Origin of the sequence: Paenibacillus sp. SAFN-117 (genome assembly GCF_051966115.1) — a bacterium.
GTDB lineage: Bacteria > Bacillota > Bacilli > Paenibacillales > NBRC-103111 > Paenibacillus_L > Paenibacillus_L residui.
Window position 1 is genome coordinate 62,880 of the sequence record NZ_JBQCLK010000001.1, and the last position, 17,045, is coordinate 79,924.

Annotated in this window: 11 protein-coding genes; all 11 read right to left on the reverse strand. The window is 54.9% G+C overall.

Going from position 1 to position 17,045, the window contains the following annotated elements:
- Nucleotides 1-3: 3 nt before the first annotated feature.
- The 11 genes from ACTHRH_RS00305 to ACTHRH_RS00355 all read right to left on the reverse strand — a co-directional run bounded on the left by ACTHRH_RS00305 (nucleotide 4) and on the right by ACTHRH_RS00355 (nucleotide 16,986).
- Nucleotides 4-2,940: a VWA domain-containing protein gene (locus ACTHRH_RS00305; protein ID WP_379288326.1), complete on the reverse strand. Its 2,937-nt coding sequence runs from the start codon at nucleotides 2,938-2,940 to the stop codon at nucleotides 4-6.
- Nucleotides 2,924-4,867 carry a vWA domain-containing protein gene (locus ACTHRH_RS00310; RefSeq protein ID WP_379288328.1) on the reverse strand — a complete coding sequence of 648 codons (1,944 nt, stop codon included), beginning with the start codon at nucleotides 4,865-4,867 and terminating at the stop codon, nucleotides 2,924-2,926. The genes ACTHRH_RS00305 and ACTHRH_RS00310 overlap by 17 nt, the downstream gene beginning before the upstream one ends.
- 120 nt (nucleotides 4,868-4,987) lie before the next feature.
- Complete coding sequence (locus ACTHRH_RS00315) at nucleotides 4,988-5,920, reverse strand: DUF58 domain-containing protein (RefSeq protein WP_150960014.1); 933 nt, start codon at nucleotides 5,918-5,920, stop codon at nucleotides 4,988-4,990.
- A 54-nt stretch (nucleotides 5,921-5,974) separates the two neighbouring features.
- Nucleotides 5,975-6,964 (reverse strand): AAA family ATPase, encoded by a 990-nt coding sequence (locus tag ACTHRH_RS00320; RefSeq protein ID WP_150960015.1) that lies wholly within the window; start codon nucleotides 6,962-6,964, stop codon nucleotides 5,975-5,977.
- Between the two features lie 518 nt (nucleotides 6,965-7,482).
- On the reverse strand, nucleotides 7,483-9,225 hold the full coding sequence (locus tag ACTHRH_RS00325; protein ID WP_440413544.1) for an ATP-binding protein: 1,743 nt from the start codon (nucleotides 9,223-9,225) through the stop codon (nucleotides 7,483-7,485).
- 23 nt (nucleotides 9,226-9,248) lie between these two features.
- The gene (locus tag ACTHRH_RS00330) at nucleotides 9,249-10,070 is read right to left on the reverse strand and encodes an ABC transporter permease (RefSeq protein WP_144934179.1); all 822 of its coding nucleotides are present in this window, start codon (nucleotides 10,068-10,070) and stop codon (nucleotides 9,249-9,251) included.
- A complete protein-coding gene (locus ACTHRH_RS00335; protein ID WP_379289302.1) occupies nucleotides 10,067-10,993 on the reverse strand; it encodes an ABC transporter ATP-binding protein in 927 nt (308 codons plus the stop codon). Before ACTHRH_RS00335 ends, ACTHRH_RS00330 begins: the two co-directional genes overlap by 4 nt.
- The gene (locus ACTHRH_RS00340) at nucleotides 10,990-13,386 is read right to left on the reverse strand and encodes a DUF7408 domain-containing protein (RefSeq protein ID WP_379289300.1); all 2,397 of its coding nucleotides are present in this window, start codon (nucleotides 13,384-13,386) and stop codon (nucleotides 10,990-10,992) included. The genes ACTHRH_RS00335 and ACTHRH_RS00340 overlap by 4 nt, the downstream gene beginning before the upstream one ends.
- A gap of 327 nt (nucleotides 13,387-13,713) precedes the next feature.
- Nucleotides 13,714-14,376, reverse strand: a complete 663-nt coding sequence (locus tag ACTHRH_RS00345) for a TerC family protein (protein ID WP_150960020.1) — start codon at nucleotides 14,374-14,376, stop codon at nucleotides 13,714-13,716.
- A 193-nt stretch (nucleotides 14,377-14,569) separates the two neighbouring features.
- The gene (gene thiI, locus ACTHRH_RS00350) at nucleotides 14,570-15,829 is read right to left on the reverse strand and encodes a tRNA uracil 4-sulfurtransferase ThiI (RefSeq protein WP_225312716.1); all 1,260 of its coding nucleotides are present in this window, start codon (nucleotides 15,827-15,829) and stop codon (nucleotides 14,570-14,572) included.
- On the reverse strand, nucleotides 15,826-16,986 hold the full coding sequence (locus ACTHRH_RS00355; protein ID WP_440413548.1) for a cysteine desulfurase family protein: 1,161 nt from the start codon (nucleotides 16,984-16,986) through the stop codon (nucleotides 15,826-15,828). The genes thiI and ACTHRH_RS00355 overlap by 4 nt, the downstream gene beginning before the upstream one ends.
- Between the last annotated feature and the right edge of the window lie 59 nt (nucleotides 16,987-17,045).

Consider the following 17,045-nt stretch of genomic DNA (forward strand, 5'->3'; position numbering starts at 1 on the left):
CATTTATAATTTTCTGCGTTTTTTGGCGGCAAGCAGCCGGTTCATGGTGTCATCCTTCGAGTGCTTGGCTTCTTCCTTACGGGCTGCCGCAGAATCCCTCCCGGAATCCGCAAGACCCGGGGGTTCTCCGGAGTCCTTCGTTCCATGCCCGAAAGTGTTCCCCGGGGTCGATCGCTGCTCCGGTACCGGCTTCTCTTCAGCTAATGCGGAGCGAATCATTCCTCCGGAAGCTGCAGCGCCGTCCGCCCTTTCCTTCCCGGAGTCGGCGCCCTTATTCTTCGATTGCTGCAATCGGCGGAATAGCTCCGATCCTTCCGACGATTCGGACGGATCTGTGTTTCCTGTGCCGCTTCCTCTCCAGAACACCAGGGAACCAACCAAACGACTCCACGGAATCGACAGACGGCGTACGGCGATATCCGCAAGCCACAGCAGCAGCGCCGCCGCCAGTAACGGCCAGGTCAAATCGCGATACTGCTTCTTGCTTGCCGCCTCTACGGCAAATACCTCCTCCGGGCGATCCACGGAGAGCACTCTTCCTCCGGTCAGCTCGGCCAGGCGGCGCAGCTTCTGTTCGCCGTCCCCAGCGGTTATCCGGTACTCCGGCGAATAAGGAATGACGAAGCCCGATGTTATGCTTCCGATCACTTCGGAATCTTCTTCTCCGTCCTTCGATTGAAGGACATCAATTTTAGTCAAGTACGCCCCCGGCCGGGTCACCGGAAATTGCCCGGTATATTGGCCCGGTATAACCGGATGAAGGGACACCTCCTGCGCCTCAAGAGCCTCGTCAGTTATCGTCGCTTTAAGCTCTCCTTGAAAATCCGGCATGAGGCTTTTCACATCCAACGCAAGCTGACTGCCTCTCAATTGTGTGGATATCTCGAGCGGAGAGGAGTTAAACTGCGGAAACGTCCATTTAATGATTTGACTCATTGCTTCCGGGAAGCCTTCCCAGGCTATCCAATCCTTCGCCCAACGGCCCGTCACATCGCTCGTCCAGGCAACCGTCCTGCCGGAGCCATACTGCCATCTGGCAAGCAGCGGATCGGGTTCCGGACTCATGAGGGCCACTTCCGCCGTCTCCTTGGGAGTAGCGGCAATGTAGGCCTGAACCATCGGAACTCCATTGCGGAACAGACTGCTCCAGTCCGCCGCTTGCCCGACGATCGGTGCGAAGGGTTGGTCTACAATATACGTGCGGGAAACCATGACCGCTTCGCGGCTGAATATTGCGGGGACGGTGCTCTGGTCATTGGTAAAGTAGTATCTTCCCTTGGCCAGGTTGGCCAGCCGCTCTAACAACTGGGTATCCGCCCCGTCGCCGATCGCTACGGTGGATAATGTAATATTGTCTTCCGTCATCCCGGCGGTGAGCTGCTCGTAGCTTTGACTCGTAGCCGATTGCCCGTCGGTAAGCAGGATGATATGCTTACGCTGGGCTTCCACCTGCTTAAGCTTGGCATAGGCCTCTTCCAACGCAGGATAAATCTCCGTTCCGCCATCGGCCGGGATCGAATTGATTTCCCCGATGACCTTCTCTTTATCCGTCAGTTTATCCGGCTCGGAGACCCACCAGTTGCTCGAATCGAACGCCAGAATGCCGAGCGTATCCTTCTCCCGAAGCAGCTCGACCGTTCGGGTGGCCGCTTCCTGGGCCAATGTTATTTTATCGCCGGACATGCTGCCGGATTTATCAATCACCAGAATAAGTCCCAGGGAAGGGATCTCCCGCTTCCCTTGCAAATCCATATAAACCGGCAGGGCTTTCTCGATCGGAGTATGAAAATAACCGCCCAAGCCGAAGCTGTTCTCCCCGCCAAACATGATCAGCCCTACGCCGTAGTCACGAACCGCCTGTTCTATCATGCTCATCTGAAGCTCGGACATCCGGGTGGCAGGAACATTATTTAACAGAATACTCTCATAGGAAGTGTATCCGGCCAACTCCCGGGATAGCATCTCCGGCGGGAGGATGTCGTAGGGGATAAGGCCCGAATCCAATACCGAGGCCAAGTTCTGGGAGGTTCCGGGCTCGCCTTCAACGATCAGCACCTTCGGCGGTCCCGTCACCCTGCTGAAGGCAGCCCCCGAATTGTTCGCTGCTTGGGTATCCCCGGGAACATAGATTTCCGCCCGGTAACGGTGAAAGCCGGGTTCCTTGGCCAGACTCTGCAGGGCGAACCGGTTCTCTCCCCGCTCCAGCGATACCTGCTGGATCGAAATTTCCCGGTTGTCCTCATAGATGCGCAATTCACCTTGTACGGCCTCCGTACTGGACAGAACGACCTCCAGCGTATACTGCTCGGCCTGATACAGCTTTTCCGGAACTTTGATGCTCTCTACCGCTACATCCAGTCCGTTCTCCCTGGGAACATACAGGACGTCAACCGGCACGTTTTTGTCGCCAAGCAGCCTTGCTTGCCGCAGGAGATCGCCGGCGTTCTCCTCCCCGTCGCTGACGAGAACGATTCTCGATGTATACTCATCGGACAGCAATCCGCCTGCCGCTCGCAAGCCCGCTTCCAGATTGCTGAATTGCCGATTAATCTGGCTTGTCCACTGGAAGCCCTCCAGATTCCGCGAATCGGGCTTGCGCTCCACAGCAGGTTCCAGCCCGGCGGCGACAACCCCTACCGCATCCTCCGTGCCTTTGGCATCAGCCGCCAGTTTCATCCAGTCGAGCAGTGGAGCCGCGGATTCCGGCATGCTGTCCGAACGGTCGTGGACGAAGACGACCGCTTTACGCTCCAGAACAGAATAGATCTGCATCCCGGCCAAAGCGAGGATGAGCAGCAGCAATACGGCGCTTCTCAGGGCAATGGCAAGTCGCTTCCTGTTCCCGCTCAACCGAACGGTTCCCCGTCCGAAACGGTATAACAAGTACACGGCCGGAAGCAGGAGCAGCAGCAGCCAAGGGGTGCTAAACTGAATTCCCACGCTGATACACCCCCCATTCCAATAAAACAACTATTATAACCAGAACGATCAGCCATGAGGTGACTGGTACCGGTGCTTTTCCTTCCGCCTGCCGGACAGCCGGAGATTCACCGGCATCCGCCCCGCTCTCCTTCGGACCGGCCTCCTCTTGGCTGCCGGAACCGAAGGTTAGCCCGGGCTGCATCGCCAGATTGGATTCGCGCGAATCCATCACTGACGCCAGCCATCTCGATTGCAGCTCCGTTCCGTTCTCATCCCATTCCACGAAGCGGTACAGCCCCGGAACAGGAGGAACCGTCTGCAGGCTGGAGACCCGGCCATCCACTATATCTGCGTCCCATCCCTGCCCGCCGTCCGCGGCTATCCATTGGGCGCGAGCCGCCTTCAGGGAGACCGGAATCTCCCTCGTCTCCGAAGCGGCGGCGAGACCAAGGCTGGACGTCCGCGATTTGCCCAGCCACTCTACCGCATTCTGAACCAGAATCGGAAATTCCGAACGCAGCGGCAGATCGGAGTCATGCAGGTCGAAGGCAAACAGCAGCCGTTCCTGCCCATTCTCCTCCCCGGCATAGACGAGAGGAAGCTGGCCGGCCGTGATAATGGGCTTGGCCCATACCGGCGGCTCCCCGGCCAGAGCGGAAGCAATATGCGTATCGAGAAGAGAGATGTATTGAGTTACCGGATGATCGGCCACGGAATAATCGTTAACCCCGACCGCGGTTTCCGCTCCTTCCAGGCCGGTACGAACATACCAGACCGGCTTGTCGGCCAGCAGTTCCTGCCATTCCGCCCCCGCAATAGCGGAGTTCTCGACCGCATCAACGACTACGAAGTCGAACGGGCTCTCCGGAATGGCGAACGTCGCTCCGCTCCGCTGCACCTTGAGCAAATCCACACCGGCCAGCGAAAGCGCCTTTTCCAAAAACAGGTTCCCTTCGCCGGCCAGAACCGCGGTTAAATGCCGGCCGCCGGAGAGGAAGGCGTAAGCGGTGTTGTCTTCTTGCAGCACATCATCCGCTTCGGCATCCAACCGATAGTAATCCGCCGAGGGAAGCCCTTGGAAATAGACGGTTCTTTGTTCCCCTGCGGCAAGCTGCAGTTGCTTCGTCTCCGCGAGCCTGTCGGCGGCATACAGGGATACGTCGAATACGGCTTCCTGTGCGCCCCAATTTTTAACCGTGGCCACCGCAGTAACGGTCCGTTGCCCCGTACCGTCCTCCCGGACCCCGAATTGCACAACCTGAATATTGTCCGTATCCAACCGGGTTGGCTGATCCACCGTCCACGGAACGTCCAGACGAACGGCCGCAGCCGATTCCGGCCACTGTCCGTCGGTTACCAGGCGAATTTCCGCTTCGGGATCCTCACGGGTCAAGGCGGCAGCCAGCGAGAGCGCCTCTTCGTAAGCGGCTGTGCCATAGAACGGGTCAATTCCGGCAAGGGCTTGATCGAGAGCAGCGAAAGAGTCGTCCGAGGAAAGCCGCACTTCAGGAACGCCGCCAACGGAAATGACGGTAAACCGGCTTCCCCGAGCCTCTTGCTTCGCCCATTCCCTTATCCGGTCCTTCGCCTCTTGCAAGCGGGTATATGGACCCCCTTCCTGCGAAGGCTTCCGGATGAGCGACTGCATGCTGGCCGAGTTGTCGACAACGAGGACGACATGATCGCGGGCCTCCTGTTCCGACCAGACGAACGGTTTCATCAATGCAAGCACAAGAAGCGCCGCCGCCAATAGCTGGATGAGCATCAGCAGTCGGTTTCTCAGCTTTTGCCACGGCCGATTCGCTTCGATATCCTTGAGGACGCGGCTCCATAGCAGATGGCTGGACACAGGAGTATCGATATATTTTCTTTTGAACAAATACATGACGATGATGGCCGGCAAAGACAACGCAAACCACAAGCCGGCCAACGATTCAAAGAACATAAGGGCTCACCTCGAGCTTCAATACGATTTACAACGGATCGTTCCTCATCTGCAGATCAAAACCAAGGGAGCCTGATCCTGCAGCGATTTGCAGAAGGGCAGCCCCTGTCCGCGAACAAATTATTTCAATAAACCGCTGCGCCTGAACTCCGTAATCGTTACAGACAGCGGCGAATCCGTTATTGCAAGCTGGTAGGCAATGCCCCGTTCAAAGCAATATTTGCGCAGCGCTTCCGTATATTGATGGACCGCGGCTTTATATTCCTTAATAATTTTACCGGATATGGCCACTTCCTTGCCGCTTCCCGACTCCACGTCGATCAGCCGAAGATCCCCGAACAGCTCCGGGTCTACCTCCTCCGGCGATAATACCTGAACGACAGCGATCTCCTGACCGGCGGCCAGCAGAGAGGAAAGCGCCTGCTCCACTCCGGATTCATACAGGAAATCGGAGAAGACCCAGCTCATTCCGGGCCGGACAGGCAGCGACGAAGGATGGCTTAAGGCAGCGGCAATATCCCCCGCTTCCCGGGATTCGGTCCGTGCCAGAAAATCAAATATTCGCTGAGCGGATGCTTTGCCGCGCATCATCGGCAGCCGGGCGTACAAGCGGTCGCTGAATACACCGATTCCGACCCGGTCGTAGCCGCACAAAGCCGTGTATCCGATACAGGCAGCCAGTTGACGCGCAAATAGATACTTATTGACTCCTCTGGAGGAAGCGCCGAATTTCATCGAGGCCGAGCCGTCCACATACAAGCTGACCTGCAGCTCCTGTTCATCCATATACAGCTTAATGAAAGGCTTGCCTGTCCTCCCGTAGGCATTCCAGTCCAATTGCCGGATATCGTCTCCGGGAGTATACAGCCGGTAATCGGCAAAATCGAGCGAACTGCCCATCTGCTTGGAACGGCGTTTGCCCTGCATCGTCCCGCGTATGCGATCTTTAGCCCATAAGGAGGAACGCTCCAGCCGAAGAAGCACCTCCTGGGGAACCAAACCGGCCGCTGTGTTCTTCGTGCCTTCACTGTTCCCTGCCCCGGCCTCATTCATGTTCTTCCCTCCGCTTCCTGTCCGTCCCGAGTAACGACACGATCAATCCTTCGCTCATTGTCCCCGCTCCGCTTCCTCTATAACGGCCTCCAGAATTTCATCGGTCGTCTTGCCCATCGCCTGGCCTTCAAAATTCAAAAACAGCCGATGGCGAAGAGCCGGAATGGCCACTTGAACAATGTCGTTGCGGGAAACATGCAGCCGGCCGGCAAACAATGCCCTGACCTTTGACACTGAAATAATAGACTGGATTCCCCGCGGACCCGAGCCGAATCTGACGTATTTTTTGACGGCATCGGGAGCCTCCGCCTCCTGCGGGTGGGTCAGCATAATGAGGCGGACCGCATAATCGAGCACATCGTCAGCCACCAACAGCTCCTTGACGCCATTCTGGATCTCGGTCACTCTCGGGCCGTCGGCTACTTTATGAGCCCGCAGCTCCGCCGCCGATGTGGTTCTCGCGACAATTTCCTTAAGCTCTTCTCTGGAGGGGTAGGATACCTGGATCTTCAGCATAAAACGGTCCAACTGGGCTTCCGGAAGCGGGTAGGTGCCTTCGTTTTCCAGCGGGTTTTGTGTAGCAAGAACGAAGAAGGGGCGGGGAAGCGGGTAGGTTTCGGAGCCGACCGTGACGGTCTTCTCCTGCATCGCCTCCAGGAGGGCGCTTTGTGTTTTGGGAGTGGCCCGGTTAATTTCATCGGCGAGCACCAAATTGCCGAAGACCGGGCCCTTCTGGAATTGATAGGACGTTTCACCTTTTAACCCGAATTGAATGATATTCGTTCCTGTAATGTCCGCCGGCATCAAATCCGGTGTAAACTGAATACGGGAAAAGGACAGGTCGATCGCGTCGGCGATCGTACGAACGAGCATCGTCTTCCCCAAGCCGGGAATCCCCTCCACTAGCGCATGCCCTCCGGCAAAAATACACCACAGCATTTGCTCGACCACATCCCGTTGGCCGACGATGACGCCAGCCACCTGCTCACGTATGGCGTTGATCGTTTCCATCCATTGTTCCAGCTGCTGCTTCGTTTCAATCATGACAGGTCCTCCTCTGCTCGTATTATGAATTCCCCCTGGGCTTGACCAGCGGCTGGGGACCGCTTTTTGATTTAATGTAGTTCACGGAAGGAAGGGACTATTTGGGGATTGGAGATGTTAGGAAAAGTTGTTTCTTCTACACTCGGCAGTAAATATTCAGGCTGTTGAGAAATCGCCTACGTAACTCGATAATGATACAAATGCGCGATACATGGATGCGAACGAGTGCGATTTGTACGAAAAATCATTCAGTCAGACATGCGTATGCCGCGAAGATTTCGATTTTTGTATGAATAATCGTACAAACAGCTGTGTACGTGCAGCGAAGATCCTGCTTTGTATGAAATATCGTACAGATGAACAGACCAGTTCCGTCAAACGATTTTTCCAACAGCCCCAAATATTCCAATTAAACATCAACGCACTCCGGTTAGGACGCATCATTCTTCCGCTGGAATAGCTAAGTTCATTGGCAGTCATACAAATATACGTGTGTCTGAGCATCATTGAATTTGTTGTTAGCGGTTAGGTTGAATTTCCGTAAAATAATCCCGCACCAGGTTCTGCATGCTTTGCGGAAGCTGGGAGCGGTTCAATGATTGCGTTGCCTCAGCCGCATACTCCGAATACACTTCCTCGTAAGGGCGGGACGCTCCGTCCAACACCGGGGCCTGGCCGCCTTTCTCGATCTCCCCGCCGCGGCCGTTCAGCGGTCCCTGGTCCGAGGTGGGCGTTCCTCCGCCATCAGGAGTACGCGGGGTAGAGATCATACTGCGCGAACCGCTGCCGGTTCCCCCGGCAAGGCCGCCTTGGCCGCCTCCGCCTTGGCCACCTCCGCCCTGGCCGCCGCTGCCCTGGCCACCGCTACCTTGGCCGCCTCCACCCTGGCCGCCGCTGCCCTGGCCACCACTGCCCTGGCTGCCGCTGCCCTGGCCACCACTGCCCTGGCCGCCGCTGCCCTGGCCACCACTGCCCTGGCTGCCGCTGCCCTGGCCCGCTCCGCTGCTGCCCGGCAACGCCCCTTGGCCGTTGCCGGAAGCCAGCGACGAGGCCAGGCCGTTCGCGCCCCACGTCGTCGGCAGCGCGATGCCTTGCGCGGCTAGCTGCTGCGCCAGGGCCAGGCCCGGCTGCGCGAGCTGCGACGCGGATTGCTGCAGCTGAGCAAGAAGCTGCTGGGCCTGCAGCTGCTGCTGCATAAGCTTCGCCAGCGCTTCCTGCAGCTGAGCCAGCTGCTCCTCGTCCAGCCCGGCTCCGGCACCTTCGCCGTTCGGGCCGCTCTGCAGCTGCGAGGCTAGCTGCCTCAGCGCTTCCTGTGCCTGCTCCGCCTCGGCGGAATGAGCCGGGGCCGATTCGGCCAGTGCCTCCAGCTGTTCAGCCAGCTGCTTGCGCTCCGCCTCGCTCATTTGCTTGACCTGCTCATGCAGCTGCCGCACCGCCTCTTCCAGCTCTTGCGAATCCTGATTGCGGAGCGCTTCTCCAAGCTGCCGAAGCGCTTCCTGCTTCTCCATTCTTTCCGCCCAGTCAGCGGCCTCCTCCAGCTTCTTCTGCTCCGTCTGGGCCAGCTTTTGCGTTTCCTTCAGCGCCTGCTCCAGCTTCTCCAGAGCCTCTATACCGTTAGCGGTCTCTTTAAGACCTGTCTCCAGACGCTCCAGCGTTTGCTCCATCCCTCTTGTGATTTCACTGGATGGATCCGCCTTCTTCCATTCCTCCAACTGCTGCCGGGCCTCTTCCAGCCTGGCCTCGGTCCAGGCCTTCTCCTTGCTCCGGGCCTCGACGACTTCATCCATCGGGTTGGGCAGAAGAAGCAGGGCGGCCAGGACGACAAGAGCCGTCCCATTGGCGATCAGCCACCTTATCTCCCAGCGATAGGGAAGCTTGGAGCGAAGCTGCTTGATATATTCCTCCCCATACCGCAAGGCATCCTCGCGCTGCATGGCGGCAATCGGCGAGTCTTGCTGCTCGAAGGCCAGAGCCGTCGTCATCCGTTCCTCCAAGCCGCCCTGGTCCATAACCTGCGCCGCTTCCTTCAGCTCCGTTCTTCTCCACAATGCATAGGTAACCGAGCCTGTTACCGCCATCCCGATCCAGAACAAACTCCCCCAGCGGTACCCGGCCACTGGAGCCAGCCAACCCGCGACTCCCCACAAACAGGCGGCACACAGACCGATCAGCAGGCCGATCAGCGCCATCCGCACAATATTCTGTTTCCACAACCGGTTGCGAACGGGCCGGATCACATCGTTCAGATCAGGGGTTTTCATGGCGTTTACGCTCCTTTGGCTTATTACTTCTTCTTCAGAATGGGACGCAAGTAGCGGATACTTAGCCATATCGCCAAGACGGTAACGACCGTATAGAACAGGACGAATATTTGCCAAATCTGAAGATCGATGTGGCGCCCGAATACATCCTGGGTAAAATCCCGGTTAAGAATGCTGACCAGCGCTCCCATCGGATTAAGTCCGAGAACGTAGCCGGCGAGGGTACCGCTTGACATAATCGAGTGCAGAAATATAGCGAACAATCCGGTAAAACCCGAAATAAACACGGTAAATCCGTAAGTCATAATAACGGCTACCATCGTTTTCTTGAACAGCGTCGAGAAGAGCACGCCGATCGAGCCGAGCATAATCATCATAAATAGATAGAACATAAATACCGAGATGAGCTGCACGGGAGAAATTCCTCCGTACAAGAACACGATGCTGTAAATCGGAAGCGTCGCAACGATAATGACCACCATAAAGCTTAGCGATGAGAAAAGCTTGCTGAGAATGATCGTGGTCGAGCTTTGCTGGGTCGTAAGCAGTATATTAAGCGTCTGTTTCTCCCGTTCGCCGCTGATGACTCCCGCCGTCAGTCCGGGAACCATGAAACAGATCAGTACCAATTGGGCTCCGCTAATAAAATAAAACAGCTCCTGGCTCCGCCGCGGGTTAAAAGCCGAATAACCGTAATTATTCATGGTCATATACATAAACCCAAGCGCCAACAGCGACATCGCCGCCAAATAAAACAGGACGGCCAGCGGCGATCTTATGGTGCGCATGCGGAGCCTGAACTCTTTCTCCAGCACCGGATTGATCCATCTGCGGCTCCAGTTCATGGCTGCACCCCCTTCGTAATTTCCAGGAAGACATCTTCCAGATTCGTCTGGGCTTCATTGAAGGCAACCACCCGGAAGCCCAGTGCGATCAATTTGGCCAGCAGCTCGGACTGCTCGGCATCCTTCCCGCTGAAATGAAGATGGATGCCTTTCTCGTCGTGAAGCACCATCGAGACGAAGGCCTCGTCTTTAAGCAGATGGACCGCTTCCTCCTCCCTATCCAGCAGTCTCAGATGAAGCACCCGTTTGGCCCGCATCCGGTTCTGGATATCGGCAACCCGGCCTTTGGCAATCAGCCTGCCGTGCTCAATCACTCCGATTTCATCCACCATTTCTGCCAGCTCGGGAAGGATATGAGAGGAAATAATGATCGTTTTTCCCATCTGCTTCAATTCCTTCAGAATTTCCCTCATTTCGATCCGGGCGCGGGGATCCATTCCGGAGGCGGGTTCGTCGAGAATAAGCAGCTCCGGCTCATGTACAAGACAGCGCGCCAGACACAGGCGCTGCTTCATTCCTCTGGATAAGGAATCTACGTAGAAATCGGCTTTATCCGTCAAATTGACCAGCTCCAGCAGCTGGGGAATCATCTTCTGGCGGTCCACTCTCGGAATTCCGTAGCTCGCGCCGTAGAAATCCAGATATTCCGTAGTCTTGAAATGATCATATACCCCGAAGAAATCGGGCATATATCCGATCAGCTTGCGAACTTCCTTCGGATTTCTCGTCACCTCATAGCCCCCGACTCTGGCGGTGCCTGAGGTCGGACTGAGCAAAGTGGCGAGTATGGACATCGTTGTCGATTTTCCGGCGCCATTGGGGCCGACAAAGCCGAAAACCGTTCCTTGAGCAATATCCATGTTCAGCGAGTCCACCGCGGTGAAGCTTCCGTATTGTTTAGTCAGATCACGAATTTCTATCATGGATTCACCGCTCCTTCCACAGCAATGTCCGGGAATTTCAAATCCATTTCCTGATGGAGGACGGCCTTCAATTTAAGCATGTTCGGCTTGACATAATAGTCCGCCAGCCCTGCGGAAATGGTTGTATTCTTATCTATCGGCTCCCATACCTGCTTCGCTTCATTCCATATTTCGTAGACTACACCCGGGTTCTCCATATAAGGCTGGAATGCGGTCAGAGCTTCATAAGTGACGTTCGCCATATCCGGCAGAACGTAATTGAGAATCACTTCTCCCTGGCCTAAATAATAGCGTCCGTTCGGATCTTTGCCGTTCACGCTTACGGCCCCGAAGTCAGGTGTCGGCAGTACGGTGCCCGGAGGCAAATGCACTTTGGAGCCGTTCACGTAGCTCAGAGGAATAGGCTGAACCCATAACGTAACTTCATTCGCGTTGATCCGCTTGCCCCCTACCTGATAGTCCGCCTCTTCCCGGGACTCGGTGAAGCCGAACAAGTAGGGTTTGCCGTCCGAGAGGATCGCCATATTTTTTTGAACATAATCCAATAATAACGAGCGCTTATGCTTGTTCTCGTCTACCCTTCCTCCATAGGGGAACATCATCTGGGCCACGTCATAAGGGGAGAGATACATATTGCCGGTGCTGCTTGCGAGTTGAAAGGAAACCGTTTCGTCTATGCCCAGCTCCCCGAGATTTTGCAATTGGCCGTTCATAAACAAACCGACATGAGTCAATCGCTGGCCGAGACGGTTGGTCAATTCCCCTGTTATTCCGGTCGAATTGGCCTGGGCGGTGTAATCCATTTTCCCTACAGCTTCAAGCTTATCGGTCTGCAGCAGGATTTTACGCACCGACCAATAGGAAACTCCCTGGAAGAGAACATTCGTGTTCTCCGGATTTTTTTCGACAATCATCTCGGAGCTGCCCCGTAAATCCCCATTCCCCAAACCATGAGGCGAAAAAGGGATGACATAAGTGGAGCCGGTCAATTGCATATTGAATTTGCCGCCCTTCGGGATGAAGACCGCTGCCGCTGTTTCTTCCAATCCTTTGCCTGTGCCGTCCAGTTCAACGGTTCTTAACGACTGGGCCATGACCGAGCCCCGCCCGGAGGCTCCCACCCCGTAAATCCCTACACTGAATACGACTGCTACCAATGGGATTGCGAACCAGAGCCATTCTCTTCTGTCCAGCTTGCGAAGGGTGAAGTACAGAATCGGTCCGATAATGATCGCATAAAAAATAATAGCCAGCACCAGAAGACCAATCGAAGGGGGGGCCAAAGAAGGAAAATACTCCAGCGCCTCGTTCATTTCCCAAGAGGTGTACCTGATGTTTCCTATAAACTGACCGCCAACAGACTGCTGCAGCAAATCGGACAAGACTCTCTCCCAAATGTCGGGATTACCATTCCAGGAAGCGAGCGGATTCAGCGACGTATCATACGCCACGTACCAGACCTCTCCTTTGCCCACAGGGGCGGAGGCAAAAAGCGGCAGCCCATTATGAGAATAATGAATAGTGGCATTCGCTCCCTCCTTGACGGCCGCTTTGGACAAGGTAAATGGCTCGGTCAGTGCCAATTCTCTGCCGGAAGCGGCGGCCAACGAGCTTAAATCCGTTACTTGCTCCGTCCCTTCGAATCGGACCGGAGACAGCTCTTCGAAGCGCTGCGCTGTTTTCGGATATCCCGCTCCTCCCGCCAGGAACAGCTTCCCGCCCCGTTGAACCCAGCTAGTGATGGCATCTATTTGCTCCGGTTGGAATTGGTCGGATGCGATATCATTCAGCACAAGCACATCCAAGCTGTCCAACATGAAGGATTCTTGAGGCAAATCACTAACCGGAATCGGGAACGTCCGCAGCTCGTATCCTCGTTGGCTGAGCAAATTCAAGAAATTCATCGTATCGGGGTCCCGGGCAATGATTCCAACCTGAATGGTCGCCGACGAAACGGGACTCGTTTCAAGATAGGCCGGGCCCGACGACCATTCTATAACCTTTCCGCTCTCTGCGGAGTCCTTATAAAACTTGACTTCGCTGTTCCTTTTGTGCCAATTCCCCCCGGGCAGTGACATTATAATTTCTTTCGTGCTTTGCGCGGGCAGGTCGACTTTCTGCACATAGGTGGTATCCTTGTCCCCATTCCCTCCGGCTAAATGAACGGCGAGCTCTCCGCTTACATCTTCGCCTGAATTGGTTATCGTAAATTTAACCGGGAACCAGTGATCTGGTTTGATCTTGCCATCCATTCCAATCTGGATTTGCACTTGAAGCGGTCCGGATTCCGCCGATGCCATTCCCGGCAGAATCATAAGACTGCCAACTATTGACGCTAGGACGATCCATAATACAATATCTCTAATCATTTTGATAGATTTGGTTATAGCCACAAACAAGCCCCTCTCGTTCATTTCTACTCTCGCTTTTTCGACGGCAGCTTTCATCCATTATAGACGATTTTCCGGGGAAAAGGTTTGCCGGTGAGGCCGATATTTTTTATTTATTTTGCGGTGAAGGCGCGGATTTCCTGCGTATGAAGCGCCTGATTCATTTTTTTAATTAACAGAATGGGGCACAAAAAAAGACAGGGACTATAATTATCCATGTCGGAAAAATCATATCAAATAGATTCGGCTCCGGAAGACTGCTTCCGAGGTTCGCCGGAAACGGCATCAATAAGGGGGGCTTGCAACGATGCCGGTTAAGGTATGGAAGCCTTACACGGAGCGCGGCCTGCCCAGTCTTTTCTTAACCAGTCCGACGATAATGACGAACAGCCCGGCCGCCACGGGTATCAGCCAATGAAGCGGCTCATGGTCCAAGTACCGCCCAAGCTTATGATCTTTCAAAATCATTTCGCCTGCGGTATATCCGAGAATCCCCGCTCCCAGGAATACCAGAACGGGATATTTATGGAGCATCTTCATGACCAATGTGCTTCCCCAAATAATAATGGGAATGCTGATTGCAATTCCGATCATGACGATGCCGATCTGTCCGTTCGCCTTGGCGGCTATCGCCAGCACATTATCCAGGCTCATAACGATGTCGGCCATAATAATCGTCGTGATGGCATTGCCCAAGGTGGAGGCTTCTTTCACATGAGAAGCTTCTCCGTCATCCGCCAGCAGCTTAACCGCTATCCACAGCAGCAGCAGGGCTCCGATCGCCTGAAGATAGGCTACCTGCAGAATGGCCAGCGCCACCAGCGTCAAGGCTACCCTCAAGGCTACCGCCCCGAAGGCCCCCCAGCGAACGGCCTTTTTCCTTTGGGCTTCCGGCAGATTTTTGCTGGCAAGAGCGATCACGACCGCATTATCGCCGCTCAGCACAATATTAATCAGCAGAATTTGCACAAATAGAGAGAAGGTTTCCAGCATGTGTTGACCCCCTATTAATTCGGGTTAACCATGGATTCGTCTGTATGACCGCCTGCGGCTGAGAAGAGTTTCCTTCGCTTTCTTGAGCTCATCTAACAAATAGAAGCGCTCTGAACCGGAGCGCTCCTAAAGGAAATATAGCTTTTCTATCGGGAAGAGAACTCTCTGCTCTCTACATTGTACAGTCCTGCTTTTAAAAATATTCGTCCAACTTGTCTTTATCCTGCCAGCTAACGCGCATGGTTTCGACGGATGAGACGGCTTTCTCCATTTCTTCCTCCAGCCACTCCTCCATTTTCCGCTCCGCTTGCTCCACTCGGGACAGCGAAGGATTGGTGGTTGGCGATTTGGGGAGAAAGATTGTACAGCAATCCTCATACGGAAGAATAGAGGTGGAATAGGTGCCGATCTGTTCCGCATGCCGTATAATTTCCAGCTTGTCCATTGTAATCAGGGGACGAAGCAGAGGGAGCTCCGTCGCCCGTCCGATAACATTCAGGCTGGCCAAGGTCTGACTGGCTACCTGGCCCAAATTCTCGCCGGTGACAATGGCTGAGGCGTGCCTGCGCTCCGCAAGCTTGCTGCAAATACGCAGCATAATTCTCCTCATCACGGTAATCAGGATGCTTTCGGGACACTGCTCCTTCAGCTTCGTCTGAATTTCAGTGAAGGAGACCAAATGAAGTGTAAACGGGTTGGCATACTGCGATAATATTCTGCTGAGCTCTATTACCTTCTGCTTAGCCCGCTCACTGGTGTAGGGATAGCTGTGAAAGTGGACCGCTTCAATTTCCAGCCCCCTTCTCATTCCAAGCCAGCCAGCTACCGGGCTGTCTATTCCTCCCGAAAGCATAAGAAGGGCTTTGCCGTTGCTTCCCAGCGGGTATCCCCGGTTTCCCTCGATCACGGTTGTAAAAACGTAAGCATGCCGGTCCCGGATCTCGACTCTGACGTCCATCTCCGGTGAGTGAACATCCACCTTAAGCCCTTCTACCGATTGCAGCACATATCCGCCAACTTCCCTTCCCACCTCCTGGGAATCATACGGGAACCGTTTATTCGCTCTGCGGACGGTAACTTTAAAAGTGGACGGACGCGGATCGGACGCTTCGATCAGCCGCACCGCCGACTCTTGTATCGCCTTGAGATCGAGCTCCGTTATCCAGGCGGGACTATAATTGGCGATTCCGAACACTTTGTCCAGTCCTTCCGCCACTTTAGAGAACGCTGTCCCGTTTAAGACCAGATACAGCCGTCCGTGTTCTTCCTGAATGGTCACGTCCGGATAAGGAATCATTGCGTTCCGTATTTGATCGTTGACGGAGCGGATAAACCGATGCCGGTTTCTGCCCTTCAGCATTAATTCACCGAAGCGCACAATCACTACATCCGGAGGCGTCTTCCAATCCGTCCCGGCCTCCTGCTGCCTGTTCTGTTCCATCTTGCCGCTCATCCTTTCATCCTTGCATTCGTTCCGTTAAAACGCTGAATCGTTCTTTCCAACAGATCAGCGAACCTCTCAAGATCTTCGCTCGTCTCGTTCGCAGAGAAGCTGACCCTGAGTCCGCTGGCCGCCCGTTCTTCATCCATACCCATAGCCAGCAGAACCCGGCTTGGTTTAGTTTCTCCCGAGGAGCAGGCCGAACGGGTCGAAATATAGACTTCTTCTTCCTCCAGCGCATGCACTACCACTTCGGCTTTCATGCCCGGATAAGTAAAATGTACGATATGCGGAGCCATTCCGTCGCCGTTCTCCGAACCGGTTAGAAACAGCCCCGGAATTTTCCGTATTCTCTCTGCCAGCCCTTCACGCATCCGGTAAAGCCGGCGGCTATTATTCGCCTGCTTATCTACCGCCAGGCGGACGGCCTTGGCCATTCCAACCAGCAGCGGGACGTTCTCCGTGCCCGAGCGCAATCCCCGTTCCTGGCCTCCTCCGTCCAATTGTGGCTCAAGGATTAACCCGTCACGGATATAGAGTAAGCCTGCGCCTTTGGGCCCTTCTATCTTGTGAGCGGAAATACTGATCAAATCCGCTCCTAACCGGGCTGGGCTAACCGGCAGCTTGCCGACGCTCTGGACGGCATCGACGTGATACACAATTTTAGGATAACCGGCCAGCAGCTTGCCTGCTTGCTCCACAGGCTGGATTCTACCCGTTTCATTATTGACATGCATGAGGCTGACCAGAATGGTATCTTCCGAAATAGCCTCCTTCAGTTGCTCTATCCGGATGGCGCCGCTGGAATCCACAGGCAAATAGGTGACGCGGAAGCCTTCCCTCTCCAGCCGGCGGAACGATTCGTAAACGGACGAATGCTCAACCGCCGATGTGATCAGATGGTTTCCCCTGCTCCGATAGGCTCTGGCTGTACCTTTGACCGCCAAGTTATTGCTCTCCGTGCCCCCCGAGGTGAAACAGATTTCCTCCGGCCGGCATTCGATCGCCTCCGCGATGACTTCCTTCGCCCTGTTCAACAGCCGCTCCGCCTCCATACCGATCCGGTGAATAGAGGAGGGGTTGCCGTAATGTCTCTCCATTACTTTAACGATCGATTCCGTAACTTCCTTACTCATTGGTGTAGTGGCGCAATAATCCAAATAAAGCATGTTTCGCGCTCCTTTTGTCCTTGATTTAGAGGGGGCGGTGTAAATAACGGAAAAGGAAG